Origin of the sequence: Streptomyces sp. MMCC 100, assembly GCF_041538145.2 — a bacterium.
Lineage (GTDB): Bacteria > Actinomycetota > Actinomycetes > Streptomycetales > Streptomycetaceae > Streptomyces.
Map to the genome: position 1 here is coordinate 6,803,430 of NZ_JBGORK020000001.1, position 15,020 is coordinate 6,818,449.

Annotated in this window: 11 protein-coding genes and 1 pseudogene; 7 read left to right on the forward strand and 5 right to left on the reverse strand. The window is 71.9% G+C overall.

Annotated elements, in window-relative coordinates; translation table 11 throughout:
* Positions 1–5 precede the first annotated feature (5 nt).
* Complete coding sequence (locus ABS735_RS31330) at positions 6–1,295, reverse strand: hypothetical protein (protein ID WP_373902634.1); 1,290 nt, start codon at positions 1,293–1,295, stop codon at positions 6–8.
* Positions 1,292–2,503, reverse strand: coding sequence for a HesA/MoeB/ThiF family protein (locus ABS735_RS31335; protein WP_373902635.1), 1,212 nt, complete (start codon positions 2,501–2,503; stop codon positions 1,292–1,294). The genes ABS735_RS31330 and ABS735_RS31335 overlap by 4 nt, the downstream gene beginning before the upstream one ends.
* 310 nt (positions 2,504–2,813) lie before the next feature.
* On the opposite strand from ABS735_RS31335, the gene ABS735_RS31340 reads away from it, so the two are divergent.
* On the forward strand, positions 2,814–4,118 hold the full coding sequence (locus ABS735_RS31340; protein WP_373902636.1) for a M14 family zinc carboxypeptidase: 1,305 nt from the start codon (positions 2,814–2,816) through the stop codon (positions 4,116–4,118).
* Between the two features lie 21 nt (positions 4,119–4,139).
* Here the strand turns inward: ABS735_RS31340 and ABS735_RS31345 are convergent.
* A pseudogene (locus tag ABS735_RS31345) lies at positions 4,140–4,323 on the reverse strand (IS200/IS605 family accessory protein TnpB-related protein); the annotation flags it as partial.
* Between the two features lie 52 nt (positions 4,324–4,375).
* On the opposite strand from ABS735_RS31345, the gene ABS735_RS31350 reads away from it, so the two are divergent.
* Positions 4,376–5,308: an MFS transporter gene (locus tag ABS735_RS31350; RefSeq protein ID WP_373902637.1), complete on the forward strand. Its 933-nt coding sequence runs from the start codon at positions 4,376–4,378 to the stop codon at positions 5,306–5,308.
* Positions 5,309–5,351: 43 nt separating this feature from the next.
* Here ABS735_RS31350 and ABS735_RS31355 read toward each other — a convergent pair whose 3' ends face one another.
* Positions 5,352–6,698, reverse strand: coding sequence for an aminomethyl transferase family protein (locus ABS735_RS31355; RefSeq protein WP_373902638.1), 1,347 nt, complete (start codon positions 6,696–6,698; stop codon positions 5,352–5,354).
* Between the two features lie 541 nt (positions 6,699–7,239).
* Here ABS735_RS31355 and ABS735_RS31360 point away from each other — a divergent pair.
* Positions 7,240–8,178, forward strand: a complete 939-nt coding sequence (locus tag ABS735_RS31360) for a sugar ABC transporter substrate-binding protein (protein ID WP_373902639.1) — start codon at positions 7,240–7,242, stop codon at positions 8,176–8,178.
* 61 nt (positions 8,179–8,239) lie between these two features.
* On the opposite strand, the gene ABS735_RS31365 is transcribed toward ABS735_RS31360, so the two are convergent.
* Positions 8,240–9,139, reverse strand: coding sequence for a LacI family DNA-binding transcriptional regulator (locus ABS735_RS31365; protein ID WP_373902640.1), 900 nt, complete (start codon positions 9,137–9,139; stop codon positions 8,240–8,242).
* A 327-nt stretch (positions 9,140–9,466) separates the two neighbouring features.
* Between ABS735_RS31365 and ABS735_RS31370 the strand changes: the two genes are divergently transcribed.
* The 4 genes from ABS735_RS31370 to ABS735_RS31385 all read left to right on the forward strand — a co-directional run bounded on the left by ABS735_RS31370 (position 9,467) and on the right by ABS735_RS31385 (position 14,976).
* The gene (locus ABS735_RS31370; RefSeq protein WP_373902777.1) at positions 9,467–11,068 is read left to right on the forward strand and encodes an MFS transporter; all 1,602 of its coding nucleotides are present in this window, start codon (positions 9,467–9,469) and stop codon (positions 11,066–11,068) included.
* Positions 11,069–11,403: 335 nt separating this feature from the next.
* Positions 11,404–12,372, forward strand: coding sequence for an Lrp/AsnC family transcriptional regulator (locus ABS735_RS31375; protein ID WP_373902641.1), 969 nt, complete (start codon positions 11,404–11,406; stop codon positions 12,370–12,372).
* Between the two features lie 172 nt (positions 12,373–12,544).
* Complete coding sequence (gene folP, locus ABS735_RS31380; RefSeq protein ID WP_373902642.1) at positions 12,545–13,438, forward strand: dihydropteroate synthase; 894 nt, start codon at positions 12,545–12,547, stop codon at positions 13,436–13,438.
* Positions 13,439–13,629: 191 nt separating this feature from the next.
* On the forward strand, positions 13,630–14,976 hold the full coding sequence (locus ABS735_RS31385) for an aminomethyl transferase family protein (RefSeq protein ID WP_373902643.1): 1,347 nt from the start codon (positions 13,630–13,632) through the stop codon (positions 14,974–14,976).
* Positions 14,977–15,020 lie beyond the last annotated feature (44 nt).

The following is a 15,020-nucleotide window of genomic DNA, read 5'->3' on the forward strand; positions in this document are numbered from 1 at the left end:
CGCCGTCAGGTCGCGCGCACGGACCCGCGTAAGCGGCGGTTGCGCCACCAGGTGACCAGCCAGAGGACGTTGACCCCGCCCAGGACCACGAGGACCGTCACCGCGTCGGCGTTGCCCGCGAGGCCGTGGCCCGGTCCCAGGCCGCGCACCGCGCGGACCAGGAGGGCGACGTCGGCGGGCAGGGTGACCGCGGCCATGAACGTCAGGCAGACCGCCGTGCCGACCACGAGGACGACGCTGTAGAGGCGGACGGCACGGCGCTCGTGGGCGGGCAGCCGGGCGCTGGGGTCGTCGTCCCGTGGGCGCCCCGCTCGCTTCGCGGCCCACGCCCGGGCGCCGCGACGCAGCGACCGCACCGACCGCACCGACCGCACCGACCGCCGGAACCGGTACCGGGCGTACGCCAGGCCGTCGCCGTACAGGTCACGGCAGCCGGTGAGGTCCTGGAGGACGAAGTACAGGTCCGTGCGGGTGAAGACCATGCACTGGAAGGGCAGGGGCAGCAGGGCCAGCAGCAGGGCCGCGGCGAGCAGTCGGTGGGCGGTCGTCCCCGTCTCCGTCAGGGCGAGGGCCAGGAGCAGGGACGAGGCGACGGACAGGTTGAGGGCGATGCCGGCCAGATAGGCCGTCAGCCGGTGTCGGCGGGGCGCGAGTTCGATGCCGCTGATGTCGGTCTGCATGACGAGGAACTGGAGCCGGGTGCCCAGCCGCATCTTCCCGGGCACGCCCGCCGCACGGGCGGTGACCAGGTGCGCCAGTTCATGGGCCAGCAGCAGCGCCCACCCGGCCGCCGCCCCGCTCAGCAGCACCACGCTGCCGTGGCGGCTCCACAGCAGGTCGCGGTAGCCCGGAAACAGGTCGGGACGGCGCACCAGGACGGCGACGGCGGCCGTCAGCAGCACTCCGACGAGCAGCGGGAGCACCGGGTGCAGGGCGAGGCGGACGTGGCGGGGGCGCAGCCACGGCAGGGACGCCCGCGGCGGTTCGACGTCCGGGACGGGGCGGCCGCCGATCCGCGCCACGAACCCCAGCGCGGCCAGGTCCCCGACGAAGTCCGCGATGTCGAACTCCTCCCCGGTCTCGGCCCGCAGCGACTCCTCGGTGCGCCCCACGCTCAGCCCCGTGCCCAGGAGTTCCACCGCGCGTGCCCCGACCGCCGGCAGGGCGACGAAGGTCCGGGTGGCCATGCGGCCCACGATCCACTCGTCCCGGTCCCGGCGTACGGCCAGGTCGTGCAGGAGGACACGGGTCGTCGGCCCGATCCGGGGCGGGCCGTCGGCGGCGGTGTCCGTCATGAGATACCCCGGCCGCCGGAGCCTGGACGCGCGGCCGGTACCGGGTCGGGCTCCGCCCGGCGGCAGGCCGGGCAGTCGGGGCGCCGCTGCGAGCGTTGCATGACCGGGTCGCCCGGCATCATGAGGTTGAGGCCGAACCGGCAGCCGGGTTCGACGGGCGGAACGCCGCACAGCAGCATCAGGGCGGCGTGGGCCAGCAGCCCCCCGGACAGGCCCGCGGTCACGGCGTTGGCCGGATTCCACGGCATGCGGGGCGAGGCCACGTCCTCGTCCTGGCCCGGGGCGAGCCGGAGGTCGCGCCGCTCGATCTCGGCGTCGCGCAGGCACTGCCAGCACGCGCCCCGGCCCGGCGTGAAGACTCCCACGCTGACCAGCGGCCCGCGGTAGCCCGCCTCGGCCCACGGGGTGCCCGAGGCCAGGCAGACCTGGTTGGCCCACCTGCGGATCGTGGCGGGTCGGTCGGCGGCGAGCAGCAGCGCGTCGTAGCCCGAGGCGCCGGTGGCTCCGGTGGCGCCCGTGGCGCCGGTCAGCAGGTCTTCCAGGTCCGCCGGGCCGCGCACCTCGCGCCGTTCGCCGGTGACCTCGGTGTCCGCGTTCAGCGCGCGCAGTGCCGCGAGCACCGCGTCGATCTTGGGTCTGCCGAGGTCGTGTTCGCCGAAGAGCGTCTGCCGGTTGAGGTTGGACAGTTCGACCACGTCCGGTTCGACGCAGTGCAGTCGCCCCACTCCCGAGGCCACCAGGTCCCGGGCGGCGGCCGAGCCGGTACCGCCGACGCCGACCAGCAGGACCCGTGACCGGCGCAGCAGCACCTGCGGCTCCCAGGCGCTGCTTCTGGGCCGCAGGTCCATCCAGCGCAGCAGGGTCATGCCCCTGCTGTAGCGCTCGCGTTCCCGCTCCGTCAGTTCCGCGGGCGGCGGGGCACCGGCGTCCTCGACGAATCCGGCGTCGGTCAGGTCCGTCATCGCCTGGACGATGTCCGGTGCGGCCAGCCGCAGTTCCGGGTGGCGCCCGGACACGTCGTCGACGATGTCCGCGGCCTCCCGCGTCCCGTCCATGGCCTGGACCAGCGTCCAGACCCAGCCGTCGGGGTCCGTGACCTCGGCACCGATGCCGTGGACGACACTGCCGATCCGCACGTGGCCGTCCACGGTCCGGTAGGCGCGGTGCTCCGGCTTGATCCGGGGCCGCCGCATCGCGTGCACCGTCATTTTCGCGCCAACCTCGCACTTCCCAACCGCACGGGCAACAAGGGACGTTGACAACAGTGACCGGGGGAGCGAACGCTGACAAGAGCACAACATGCCCCGCACCCGCACGGGCACCGCATGCGCCACAGGCATCACAGGCATCACAGCGTCACAGGCGTCACAGGCGTCACAGGCGTCACAGGCGTCACAGGCGTCACAGGCACCATCGGAAGGAGACGGCATGGCGAACAAGATCGAGATCCGTCCGCTGGACAAGAAGGAGACCACCGGCGACAGCGGTGGCAACGGCGGCTCCTGACCGGAGCGCCCGATGCACCGCTACCCCACGGTCGCGGAAGTCACCGAGTCGGCGCGGCGGCTGGTCTCCCGGTTCCCCGGGGCCTGCCGCCTGCGCCGGATCGGCACGTCCAGGGCCGGCCGGCCGATCCCGATGCTGTCCGTGGGCCACGGGCCGCGCCACGTCCTGGTGGTGGCCCGGCCGCACTCGGACGAGCCGGTGGGCGGCGCGACCGCGCTGGCGCTGGCGGAGCGAGTGGCCGACGGCGACCGTCGGTCCACGGCGACCGACCCCGACGCCGTCACCTGGGACATCGTCCTGTGCCTCGACCCGGACGGCGCGGCCCTGAGCGAGGGCCTCGAGGCGGCGACGGCCGATCCCGGACACGCCCTGGACCGCTACTACCGCGCCGCCTTCCGCCCGGTCGCGGCGGAGCAGCCGGAGTGGGCGCCCATCGAGGGACGGCAACTCCCGGAGAGCCGCGCCCTGTTCGACGCGATCGACGAGCTGCGGCCCGTTCTCCAGTGCTCGCTGCACAGCGTCGACGCCGGCGGCACATGGGTCCAGCTCACCCGCGACCTCCCCGGCCTCGCGGCACCCTTCCGCGCGTCCGCCGCCACGGTCGGCGTCCCGGTCCAGCACGGCACGTACGACGCCCTGTACTGGGAGAACCCGGCCCCCGGCGTCCATGTCCTGCCTCCGCCGGACAGCACCGCCCGGCTGGCGGCCGGGTCCGAGAACATCGGCCTGTCCACCTGGTGCGCGCCCCAGCGGTACGGCGGTGTCACCGCGATCGTCGAAGTGCCCCTGTGGGCCACCGGAACGGCCGACGACCTGTCCCCGCACCCGGACCCGGCCGGGGCCCTGCGTGAACTGTCCGGGCTGGTGCGGGAGGGCGGCCGGCAGGTGACCGCCGTCTTCGACAAGGCCCGGGGCTTCCTGCCGTCGGCCGAGGACAGCCCGCCCAGGCGCGTACTGGAATGGATGGCCGACGACCTGTACGACCTGGTGGCCGACTCCTGGGAACCCCTGGTCCGGCAGGCGGACGAGGGGTCCCGCGCCGAGACCTCTCTCCGGCCGACGACGGCCGGGATCAGCGCGCTGGAGGTCGTCGCACGCCGCCAGCCCCTGCGCGCGGCGGGACTCCTGCTGCGGCTCCTCCAGGCGGCCGACGACCCGGCGGCCGCCGGTCTCCGCCACGCACTGGACGAGCTCTTCACCACCTGGTGCACGGACTTCGAGACGTCCCTGCGGCTGCGCTGGGTGCCCGTGCCCGCCCAGGTGGAACTCCAGACCCGCACGGTGCTGGCGGCGGCGGAGTGCGCGCTGACACGCTGAAGCACCTCGGGTGAACCGTTCCTAATCAGTGAGCAGGAGTGAGTCTTGGACCCATCCTGGTCACTGCGGACATCCCGAACGGTTTGGATGTCCTGGTCGCCCGCGTACTCGCCGCGTCCGGCGGCATGGAGCGTGTCCGTGGTCCGGGGATGCGGGGGCGGGGTCCCTCACGCCCAGGGGCACGCCGGTCGGCCTGGACGGTCCTGGTCGACGAGCGGATGCGCGGCCGAGCTGTCGCGGTCGTGATGAACGGGCTCATGCTCGGCACCCTGCTCGGCCTGCCCCTGGCGACGTTCGTCGGCGAACGGTTCGGCTGGCGGTCCGCGTTCTGGACGATCTCACTGATCACCGTGGCCGCCGCTGCCCTGACGCTCGGCGGCGTGCGCAACCCCGCAGCCGCCTCGGGCACGCGGAGCCGGGCGGGAACCGGCTCCGACCTCGCGGTGCTGCGCCGGCCGCAGTTCCTGCTCGCGCTCGCCTCCAGCACCTTCATCATCGGCGCGACGTTCTCGGTGTTCAGCTTCTTCACCCCGATCCTCACCGAGGTCACCGGGTTCTCCGAAGGCGTCGTGCCCGTCCTCCTGCTCGTCTACGGCACCGCGACCCTGGTCGGGAACATCGTCGTGGGGCGGCTCGCGGACCGGCGGACCATCTCCACCCTGCTGCTCGGCACCGGTCTGAACGTGCTCTTCCTGACCGGGTTCGCGCTCTTCACGGACGTACCGCCGCTCGCGCTCGCGTTCATGGTGGGCATCGGCCTGGTCGGAGTCACCATGAATCCTGCGATGGCGGTACGCGTGCAGCGCGCCGGCAGCAGCTCGCCCCTGGTGAACACCGTGCACGGCTCCTTCATCACCCTCGGAGTCATGATCGGCTCAGCCGTCGGCTCGGCCCTCGTCCCGCAGCACGGCCTGCGCGCCCCGATCGTCCTCGGCGTCGGGCTGGCGGTCCTGGCCTTCCTCGCCATGGTCCCGCACGAGACGTCGCGCGCCGGGCGCGGACAGAACACCTGGCCGTCGGGGCGGAACTCGGCAACGAGCCCCTCACCTGCGGTAATGCGCGGGCAATCAGCACCAGGTGCGTCATGGGGCTTCTCGTCTCCGCGTCGGAGCAACCGCGCGGTCTGCGCGGCGGGTCCGGGGGCGCGACGCGCTCCCGGACCCGCCGCGTGCTCCGCCGCACGGCGGTGACGTGTGCTTCGGCGCCGAGGGGGAGCACCGGGGGCAGTCGGTGTCAGCGCTTGTCGGTGGCGAAGGGCCTGCGGGAGACGGTGGCGCGGATCTTCGTCTGGGAGTGCCGCTCCACGGTGGGGTTGTCGGAGCCGCCGTCGGGCTCGCCCCAGACCAGTTCGACTTCCTGCCCGTAGGTGAGTTCGTCCTCGTCGATCATGCAGACGGAGATCCAGCCGCGGACGTTGGCGGTGTAACTGCACAGGGTGGACAGGCCGATGAGACGGCCGTTCGACTCGACGCGGTCGAACTGGGAGGCCGCGTAGAAGGCCGCGGGCATCTCGATGTACTTGAAGCGCCGCTCGCCCTGCTCGTACTGGCCGGCGAAGATCCGGGCGACGTCGTCGCGGTGCCACGCCAGCCACGCCTTCTTGCGGTGCTTCTGCCCGCGCAGTCCCTCCAGCGCCTCGCGGCCGATGAAGTCGTGGTCGAACTTGAGGATGTGGCCGTAGCCGAGGTCCCAGGGAGTGACGTAGTAGTCCTCGACCCGGTCGGAGACGAAGCTGCCGCCGAGGGAGAGGTTGGCCTCGAAGGTGCGGGCGTGCAGCCACTCCCGGTACGGCTTCGTCTTCTCGCCGGAGTAGACCGCGGGGACGGTGCTCGCGATCCAGCCGGACTCCGTGGCCACCGACGCGTACGCGCGGGCACCGATCTGGCGGACACCGAAGGACTCACCGGCCTCCAGGATGGTGTCTCGTACGTCGTCGATGTGCTCGTAGGGCCCGAAGAACTCGAGGCCCGGGAAGCCGGACATGCGGTGGTTGAGGGCGGTGACCTCGTGCTTGCCGATGCGGAACTTCCCCATGCTGAAGAAGGGGATGTCGGGCATGGGACCGCCGTTGACCTTCTCGAAGATGGCGGAAGCGTGCGGGCCCTGGAGTTGGAGGCGGAAGAACTCGCGGCCGTTCGGGTTCTGGGCGGTGCGCTCGTCGCGGCGGAGCGCGACGTCGTAGCCGCCCGTCTCGGCATGGAACTGGACCCAGTTCAGGGCCGGTGGCCGGCCGACGAGGCGCACCAGGTTGTCGGCGAGGCAGAAGAGGATGCAGTCGCCCACCATGTAGCCGTCGTGGTTCACGGCGATGAACTGCTTGGCCTTCATCGGGCCGAAGCCGGCGAAGGTGTTGGCGCCGACCTCGGAGAGCAGGCGGTAGCAGTCCGGGCCCTCGACCGTCAGGTCGGTCATGTGGTGGGAGAGGTCCATCAGGGCCGCGGAGGTGCGCCAGGCCTCCTGCTCGTCACGCCAGTTGGTGAACTCGGCCTTGACCGGGAAGGGATAGGCGCCGGAACGGCCGCTGCGCAGGAGGGCCAGCGGGCTTCCGCTCGCCTTGATCTGGTCTTCGAGGTGTGCCATCGGATTCTCCATGTCGTCGCGCGATGCGCTTGGGAGGCGGCGCGGTGCGGTGACCGCTGTCGTACGGCTCGGCCGACCGGTGAGTTGGCTGCCGAAAGAGGGCTCGTCGCGGGTGGCGTTCGGGCGTTTCCGCAGCTCACGCTGGGTTGCATGCCAACGGCGGGTGCCTCCGCCAGTCAGCGAACTGTACGGTACGGTACAGCTCGGGGTGTCACAAGGGATCCGCAGCGGGAGGCCGAGCCGCGCATCGTCGTTGCCCCGGCAGCGGTCCGACCGTCCGCCCTTTGATCTGCGCGGGCACCGCGGGTCGCTTGCGGCGCAGGCTTACCTTGCGCTCCGTGCGGGGTCGTCCGCTCGGGCGGCGGGGGTAGTTTCTGCTGCCGACGGGGCCGGGCCGTCCGCGTGAGGGGAGCGGGCCGCACGACCGGTCCGCCCTTCCCGTCCGCCACCGGATGCTCCGCGCACTCCCCCTCCGCGGCCCAGCCGCGCCCCTGCACCACCGTCTGCGGTCCTCCACCACCTCGTACGAAGGCGGTATCGCATGTCCCGATCCGTGCACGTCCGAACCACATTGATCGCACCCGCGGTATGTGCCGGGCTGCTGCTCGCAGGCTGCGGCGGCGAGTCCGGTGCCGACGACGGCGCCGTCAGCCTCGGGTTCGTCAACGGTGGCACCTCCGAGTTCCACACCTGTCTGGAGAAGGCCGTGCAGAAGGCGGCCAAGGCGGACGGTGCCGAATTGATCACGGTCAACTCACGGCAGAACGCGGCCACCGAGCTGGCCAACATGGAGGACCTGATCGCGCGCGGTGTGGACGCGATCATCCTGCAGACCGTCAACAACGACGCCCTGGAGGGCGGCATCGCCAAGGCCAAGGCGGCCGGGATTCCGCTCTACCTCACCTCGGTCGTCTCCGACCCGGACGACATCCTGGGCGCGGTCGTCGTGGACCTGAAGAAGGTGGGCCGGCTCGACGCGGACTGGGTGGCCGAGGACGCCGGCGGCGAGCAGGTACAGGCGGGAGTCATCGCCGGCGCTCCGGGCGCCGCTTCGGACCTGCTGGTCGAGGGGTTCGTCGAAGGGCTGCCGGACAACGTCACCGTCGTCGCCAACCAGCCCGGCATGTTCAACGCGGCCAAGGCACAGGACGTGGCGGACAACATGATCCAGGCCCATCCGGAGCTGCGGTACGCCTTCGTCGCCAACGAGGAGATGGCGTTGGCCGCCCGCAAGGCGTTCGACGCGGCGGGAGCCGACGTCCGCATCGTGACGACGAACGGAACGGAGGCCGGTCTGGAGGCGGTCAGGTCGGGGAAGCTGTCCGCCACGGTCGCCAACTCGCCCATTCCCATCGGGGAGACGGCGGTGCGGAACACGCTCGACGCCCTCGACGAGAAGCGGATCGAGAAGGTCTCCTACGCCCCGTACGTGCTCGTGACCGCGGACAACGCAGACCAGGCGCCCCGGTACTGTCCGTGACTTCGCGTTCCTCGGTGGAGGCCGGTGTGCCGCTGATGTCCGCGACGCGGTCCAGCGGCGATCAGGCCGATCGGCGGACGACGACCCGTGCGGGGGGCGGGCGGAGGCCGTCGGTGGCGAGTCCGAGGGCGAGGCGTGCGCTGAGTCGGCCGTGGGCTTCCGCGTCGACGTGGATCGTGGTCAGCGCCGGAGTGGTGTAGGCGCCGTACCCGTTGTCGTCGAAGCCGATGACGGCCACGTCGTCCGGCACTCGGCGGCCCAGGTCGCACAGGGCGCGGAGCACGCGCAGCGCGACGTCGTCATTGAACCCGGCGATCGCGGTCACCTCGGGCGCCGCGGTGAGGAACGCCCCGACGGCCTCGGCGCAGGCCGAGCGTTCCAGCGGGGTGACGAAGGAGTCCGGGACGGAGATGCCCAGATTCCGCGCGGCGTGCCCGGTGAACTTCAGGCGGGCCGCCGCCAGGGGCGACTCGCCCTCGGGCAGGGCGAGGGCGACCCGGGTGTGGCCCTGTTCCACCAAGTGCCGGAGCTGGAGTGCGGAGTGGGCGGCGAGACCGTCGCGCCAGCCACCGCCGAGGTCGTCGAGTTCGCGGCCGGTGAGGTAGGTCTCGCCGAAGCGGATGACCGCACGGGGGGCAATGGCATCCAGGACCTGTTGGGTGGACTGCGGGGTGTGGTGGCCGTGCCGGACCAGCAGGACGTGATCATGGGCGGCCAGCTCCGCGTCAAGCCCTTGTACGTAGCTGCGGGAGTAATTGCCCTCCATGCCCGCGTCGATGTTCAGGACGACGACGCGGGACGAGCCCTCGCGCAGGGCCCTGGCCACCCCGTGCGGTACGTAGCCGAGGTCCCGGGCGGCCTGCTTGACCCGGTCCCGGGTCGCGGCCGAGATGGTCTGATGCGGGTCGTCGTTGAGGACGAAGCTGACGGTGGCGCGGGAGACACCGCTGGCCGCTGCCACGTCGTTCAGCGTGACTCTTCCGGAAGTGCCCATCACCCCTGCTCCGATGCGTCGGCGCCCCTCCCCTGGAACGGCGCACTGTCATTCTAGGGAACCGGCCGGCACCGGCGCGCCCGTCACCGCACCGCCGGTGATGCCACCGCGACCGCTCACCGGTTCGCGGACCGTGGCAGTTTCCGAGTTCCCGGCCGTCTGTTCTGTCGGATTCGGGCGTGGGAGGGCGACTGGCTCGCCCCGCTCGCCGCGTGGACTCCATAGTTCCCGAGTCATACGACCGACGGTGGCCCGGCCGCTGTCGCGAAGGAGTCCTCAGTGAGTGCAGCAGTGATGGAACAGCGCCGTGACCGGCGTACGGCGACCTTGGTCATGGCATGTCTGGGGGTCTTCGTCGGGTACTTGCCCGTGACCACGGTCTCCGTGAGCCTTCCGGTGATCCAGAAGGCCCTCGACGCGTCGACCGCGGATCTGTCGTGGGTGTCCGACGCGTTCGTGCTGCCGGTGGCCGCGCTGATCCTGACCGCCGGGGTCTTCGGTGACGTCCACGGACGCAAGAAGGTCTTCCAGGCCGGTCTCGGGTTCTGTGTGGTGGGTGCCGCGGTCGCCCTGTGCGCCCAGTCCATCGTCCAGGTGTGGGCCGGTCAGGCCCTGCTGGGGGTGGGCGCGGCAGCCCTGCTGCCGATGACCCTGGCCCTCATCAGCCACGTCGTCCCCGACCCGCGGGAGCGGGGCAAGTACATCGGTCTGTGGACGACCTCCATGATGGCTTCCCTGGCCGTCGGCCCGCTCATCGCCGGTGTCATCGTCGAACACGTCGCCTGGCGCTGGATCTACCTGCTGCCCATCCCGTTGTCGCTCCTGACGATGGTGATCGCGGCCTTCGTGCTCGACGAGTCCAGGTCACAGGTCGAGCGGAAGCTGGACTGGCCCGGCCAGATCACCGCCGCCGTCGCGATCGTCGCCCTGGTGTACGGCGTCATCGAGGGCGGGGCCACGTCCTTCGGTGATGTGCGGGTCGTCGTCGCCCTGGCGGTCGCCGTCTGCTCCGGCGTCGCGTTCGTCGTGTTCGAGCGCCGTAGCCCGAGCCCGATGCTGGACCTGACGCTGTTCCGCAGCACCGCGTTCACCGGATCCGCCCTGGTCGTCATGATCAGCTTCCTGGGCCTGATCGGCTTCTTCTTCGTCCTCAGCCTGTATCTGGGCATGGTGCAGCAGCTCAGCACCCTGGAGGCCGGCCTGCGGCTGCTGATGGTCACCGTGCTGCCGATGGTCCTGGGCACCGCCGTGGGACGGATGATGCGATACCTGTCACCGCGCGTCCTGATCACCAGCGGTCTGGTCGTCACGGCGGTGGCTCTCTTCGCGCTGATCGACGTCGGGACCGACACGTCCTTCGGATCGTTGGCCTGGCGGCTGGCCCTGCTGGGCCTCGGACTCGGCCTGGCCTTCCCCTGCATCACCGCGACCGCCGTCTCCTCGGTGCCCTACCAGCAGGCGGGCATGGCGGCGGCCGGCAACAACGCCTTCCGCCAGGTCGGCGGCGCCCTCGGTCCCGCGATCCTGGGCGCGCTGCTGACCGGCAAGGCGGTCGACACGCTGCCCGGCCACCTCGCCGCCGCCGGGCTGCCGGGCACGACCAGTGGCGAGGTGCTGCGGGCCGTGGACGCCGACGGCCTCGGAGCCGTCGCGGCCCTGCCGCTGGGCAGGGCCACCGGACCGGCCCTCGACGCGGTGTCCCAGTCCTTCCTGGACGGACTCCAGCTGTGCCTGGTGGTGTCGGGCGTGCTCATGCTGTTCGGCGCCGCGGTGGCAGCCGTGCTGCTGCGACCTTCCCGAGGCGGCCGCGCCGCGCCGGTGGCGTCGGGCGGTGCCCACCCGGCCGAGGCCGGGCACGGCAGCCCGGCCGCCGAGGCGGCAGCCGGTCCCCGGTAGCGAGCAGGCCTTCGCGGACCCGCGCGGGACCGCGCACCGCGCGCCCTCGGACCGTCGCCCCGCCGCGGCGGAGCAGGGGGCAGCGGGGCGATGCCGGGCCCCCTTGGGGACGGGGCGGCACCGGCCAGGCAGGTCCCCGGCCCTGCCACGCGAGGGCCGGGAACACGCGGGGGGCCGGGAACACGCGGGGGGCCGGAAACACGCGGGGCCGGAAACACGCGGGGGCCGGAAACACGCGGGGGCCGGGGACACCGTCGCGTGTCGGATCGCCCGAGACGACCGGCCCCCGTGTGACCCTCCGCAGCAGAAACGCGTGCCCCAGGAAGGCGGCCCCCGTGTACCAGCCCGACGCACTCGACCTGCGGCTGCTGCAGGCGCTGCAACTGGACGGCCGCGCGCCCTTCAGCCGGATCGCGGAGGTCCTCGGCGTCTCCGACCAGACGATCGCCCGCCGCTACCGGCGGCTGCGGACCGAGGCCCGGCTCAAAGTGCTCGGCATGGCCGACCACGGCCGGCTGGGCCGCACCAACTGGATCATGCGGCTGCGCTGCAACCCCGAGGCGGCCGAGCCGCTGGCCGACGCCCTCGCCCGCCGGCCCGACACCTCGTACATCGGACTGATGTCCGGCGGCACCGAGGTGATGTGCGCGATGAAGCCACGCAATCAGCAGGACCGCGACGAGCTTCTGCTGGACCGGCTTCCCCGCACCCGCCGCGTCACCTCGGTCGACGCCTACTGCGTCCTGCACCACTTCTACGGTGGACCGCTCGGCTGGCTCAACAAGATCGACGCTCTTGACCCGGCGCAGGAAACCGCCCTGCGGCCGCCCCTGCCCGAGACGGCGCCGCAAGCAGTGGTCCCGGACGCACTCGACGAGAAACTGCTGGAGCTGCTGCGCCAGGACGGCCGCACGACGGCGACCGATCTCGCGACGGCGACCGGGCAGACGGAGTCCGTGGTCAAGCGGCGGGTCAAGGCACTGCGCGGGACCGGGGTGCTCTATTTCGACATCGAGTACGACCACGAGCCGTTCGGGCACGGCACCGAAGCCGTGCTGTGGCTACGGGTGGAGCCGACCCGCCTGCGTGCGGCCGGGCAGGCCCTCGCCCACCACCGCGAAGTCCGCTTCGCCGCCGTCGTCAGCGGCGAGGCCAACGTGGTGGTCTCGGTACTCTGCCGCACCACGGAGGAACTCTTCGCCTACCTGGCCGACCGGGTCGGAGCGATACAGGGCGTACGTGCCGTCGAAACCGTACCCACCCTGCGCCAGGTGAAGACCCACACCTACGCTCCCCGCCGCTGAGCCGTCGCCCGGCCACCGCGCCGGTGCCCACGGGCTCCGCGACAGACGACGGAAAAATCGACTCCGAGGGGCTAGAACGATTTAGTGAGGTGTCGTAGCGTGTTTGCCATATCGATTCAGCTTTCCCAGCGCGCAGGCGGCAGACCTGCGGGCGGAGGAGGTCTCTCCCGCCATGATCGACACACTCCCCCTCCCAGGTGCGCGGCCGTCACCCGGCCCGCTCGACGGACTCCCGAGGTCCGGCCGGTGCCTGGTGATGGGCATCGTCAACGTGACCCCGGACTCGTTCTCCGACGGCGGCCGGTACGCCGACACGGGCCGGGCGGTCCGGCACGGCCTGCGGATGGCCCGGGAGGGTGCCGACCTCGTCGACGTGGGCGGTGAGTCCACCCGGCCGGGAGCCGAGCCCACGCCGGTGGAGGAGGAGCTGTCCCGGGTCGTGCCCGTGGTGCGCGGGCTGGTGCGCGAGGGCGTGCCCGTCAGCGTGGACACCATGCACGCCGAAGTCGCGCATGCCGCGGTGAAGGCCGGCGCCTGCCTGGTCAACGACGTCAGCGGCGGCCTGGCCGACGCCGACATGGCGGCGACCGTGGCGGCGGCCGGGGTCCCCTACGTCGTCACTCACTGGCGTGCCCCCAGTGGCGAGATGGAGCGCCACGCCCGCTACCGGGACGTCGTCGGCGAGGTCGCCGCCGAGCTGCTGGCGCGCGTGGACAGCCTCACCGCGTCCGGCGTGGATCCCGGGCGCGTCATCCTCGACCCGGGCCTCGGCTTCGCCAAGCGCGCCGGCCACGACTGGCAACTCCTCACCCACCTGGGCACTTTGGTGGCGACAGGGTTTCCCGTACTGGTGGGCGCGTCGAGAAAACGCTTCATCGGAGCCGCTCTGAGCTGCTTGGCGGACGGCACCCACGGGCCGGACGCGAGGGATGCCGCGACGGCGGCCGTGTCCGCGCTCGCGGCGGCCGCCGGGGTCATGTGCGTGCGCGTGCACGACGTCCGCTCCAGTCTGCACGCGGTGTGCATGGCCGCGGCCTGGAGCGGCCGCGCCCCGTCGGCCGCGTGAGGAGTGATGGGACGGCCGCGACAAGGTGCCCGCACGGGTCTCGCCAGGGCGAACACTCTTCTGCTAGCTTCCGCTAGATCGTTTTAGCTCCCTTGGAGCACAGTCCATCCGTGACCACTGAGCCGCACTCGGAACCACAGGAACTAGATCGATCCAGTTCCCGGACGTACCGCTTGGAAAGAAGGAGTCGCATGACAGCCCCCAGCCTTCAGGACGGCATTGACAAGGCCGGCTCGCCGATCGGCCTGCTGTGGCAGCCGGGCGCCGAGCCGTGGACGCCGGAGGTGGTGGACCGGGAGTTCGTCGGCTGGCGCACGGAGCAGCGTGCCTGGCACGAGGGCGTCGCCCTGCTGAACCTCTCGCACCACATGTTCGACCTGTGGATCGAGGGCCCGGACGCCACCCGGGTCCTGGCCGAGTACGGAGCCAACAACTTCGAGAAGTTCGCGATCGGCCAGGCCAAGCAGTACGTGCCGGTGACCCGTCACGGTCACATCGTCACCGACGGCATCCTCTCCCGGGAGGCCGAGAACGCCTACGTGCTCAGCGGTGTGCCCGCCTCCCAGCACTGGGTCCAGTACCACGCGGAGAAGGCCGGGTACGACGTCTCCTTCGCCACCGACCCGTCCTCCGCCTTCCGCCCGGGCGGCGGCGATCCGAAGCTCTTCCGCTACCAGATCCAGGGCCCGTTGGCCCTCGAACTGATCGGCGAGGTCTTCGGCGGCCCGATCCCGGAGACCAAGTTCTTCCACTCCACGCCGGTCGCCCTGGACGGCCGCGCGTTCAAGGCGCTGCGCCACGGCATGGCGGGCCAGGCCGGCTACGAGTTCATCGGCCCCTGGGAGCACGCCGCGTACGTGCACGAGGCGTTCGTGAAGGCCGGTGAGCCGCTCGGCCTGGTCCAGGTCGGAGCCCTGGCGTACGCGACGCCGAGCGTGGAGAGCGGCTGGATCCCGTCACCCGTGCCCGGCATCTACACCGACCCCGAGCTGGCCGAGTACCGCGCGTGGCTCCCGCTGTTCGGCATCGAGGGCAAGCGCCCCCTGAACGGCAGCTACTTCTCCGAGAACATCGAGGACTACTACGTCTCCCCGTACGAGCTGGGCTACGGGAAGATGATCCACTTCGGGCACGACTTCCACGGCCGGGACGCCCTGCTGGCCGCCAGGGCGGACGAGAACCTGCGCCGGAAGGTCACCCTCGTCTTCGACCCGGACGACGTGCGCCGCGTGATCGGCGGGGGGAAGGACCCCGGCTTCGTGCTCAGCTACGCCCGCCACCGGGTGGAGACCTCCGCCGGTCTGGCCGGCGTCACCATGCAGACGGCGACCATCGATCCGGTCGGCTCCGTCCTGGCCCTGACGCTGATCGACACCGCCCACGCCGCGCCCGGCACCGAGGTGACGGTGGTCTGGGGCGAGCACCCCGGCACCGGTACCGACCCCGAAGCCGACCTCGGCCTCCCGCGCATCCGCGCCACCGTCCAGCCCAGCCCGTTCGACCGGTACGCCCGCACCGACTACCGCCGGAACGCCTGACAGAGGCCGCCCCGCGGCCCGGTCGGTTCCCCGCACGGCCGGCC

What these genes read in the sequence shown, in the direction of transcription:
- ABS735_RS31330 (WP_373902634.1), bottom strand. Translation starts at nt 1,295, where the DNA reads ATGACGGACACCGCCGCCGACGGCCCGCCCCGGATCGGGCCGACGACC.
- folP (WP_373902642.1), top strand. Translation starts at nt 12,545, where the DNA reads ATGATCGACACACTCCCCCTCCCAGGTGCGCGGCCGTCACCCGGCCCG.
- ABS735_RS31340 (WP_373902636.1), top strand. Translation starts at nt 2,814, where the DNA reads ATGCACCGCTACCCCACGGTCGCGGAAGTCACCGAGTCGGCGCGGCGG.
- ABS735_RS31385 (WP_373902643.1), top strand. Translation starts at nt 13,630, where the DNA reads ATGACAGCCCCCAGCCTTCAGGACGGCATTGACAAGGCCGGCTCGCCG.
- ABS735_RS31335 (WP_373902635.1), bottom strand. Translation starts at nt 2,503, where the DNA reads ATGACGGTGCACGCGATGCGGCGGCCCCGGATCAAGCCGGAGCACCGC.
- ABS735_RS31355 (WP_373902638.1), bottom strand. Translation starts at nt 6,698, where the DNA reads ATGGCACACCTCGAAGACCAGATCAAGGCGAGCGGAAGCCCGCTGGCC.
- ABS735_RS31350 (WP_373902637.1), top strand. Translation starts at nt 4,376, where the DNA reads ATGCTCGGCACCCTGCTCGGCCTGCCCCTGGCGACGTTCGTCGGCGAA.
- ABS735_RS31370 (WP_373902777.1), top strand. Translation starts at nt 9,467, where the DNA reads ATGGAACAGCGCCGTGACCGGCGTACGGCGACCTTGGTCATGGCATGT.
- ABS735_RS31360 (WP_373902639.1), top strand. Translation starts at nt 7,240, where the DNA reads ATGTCCCGATCCGTGCACGTCCGAACCACATTGATCGCACCCGCGGTA.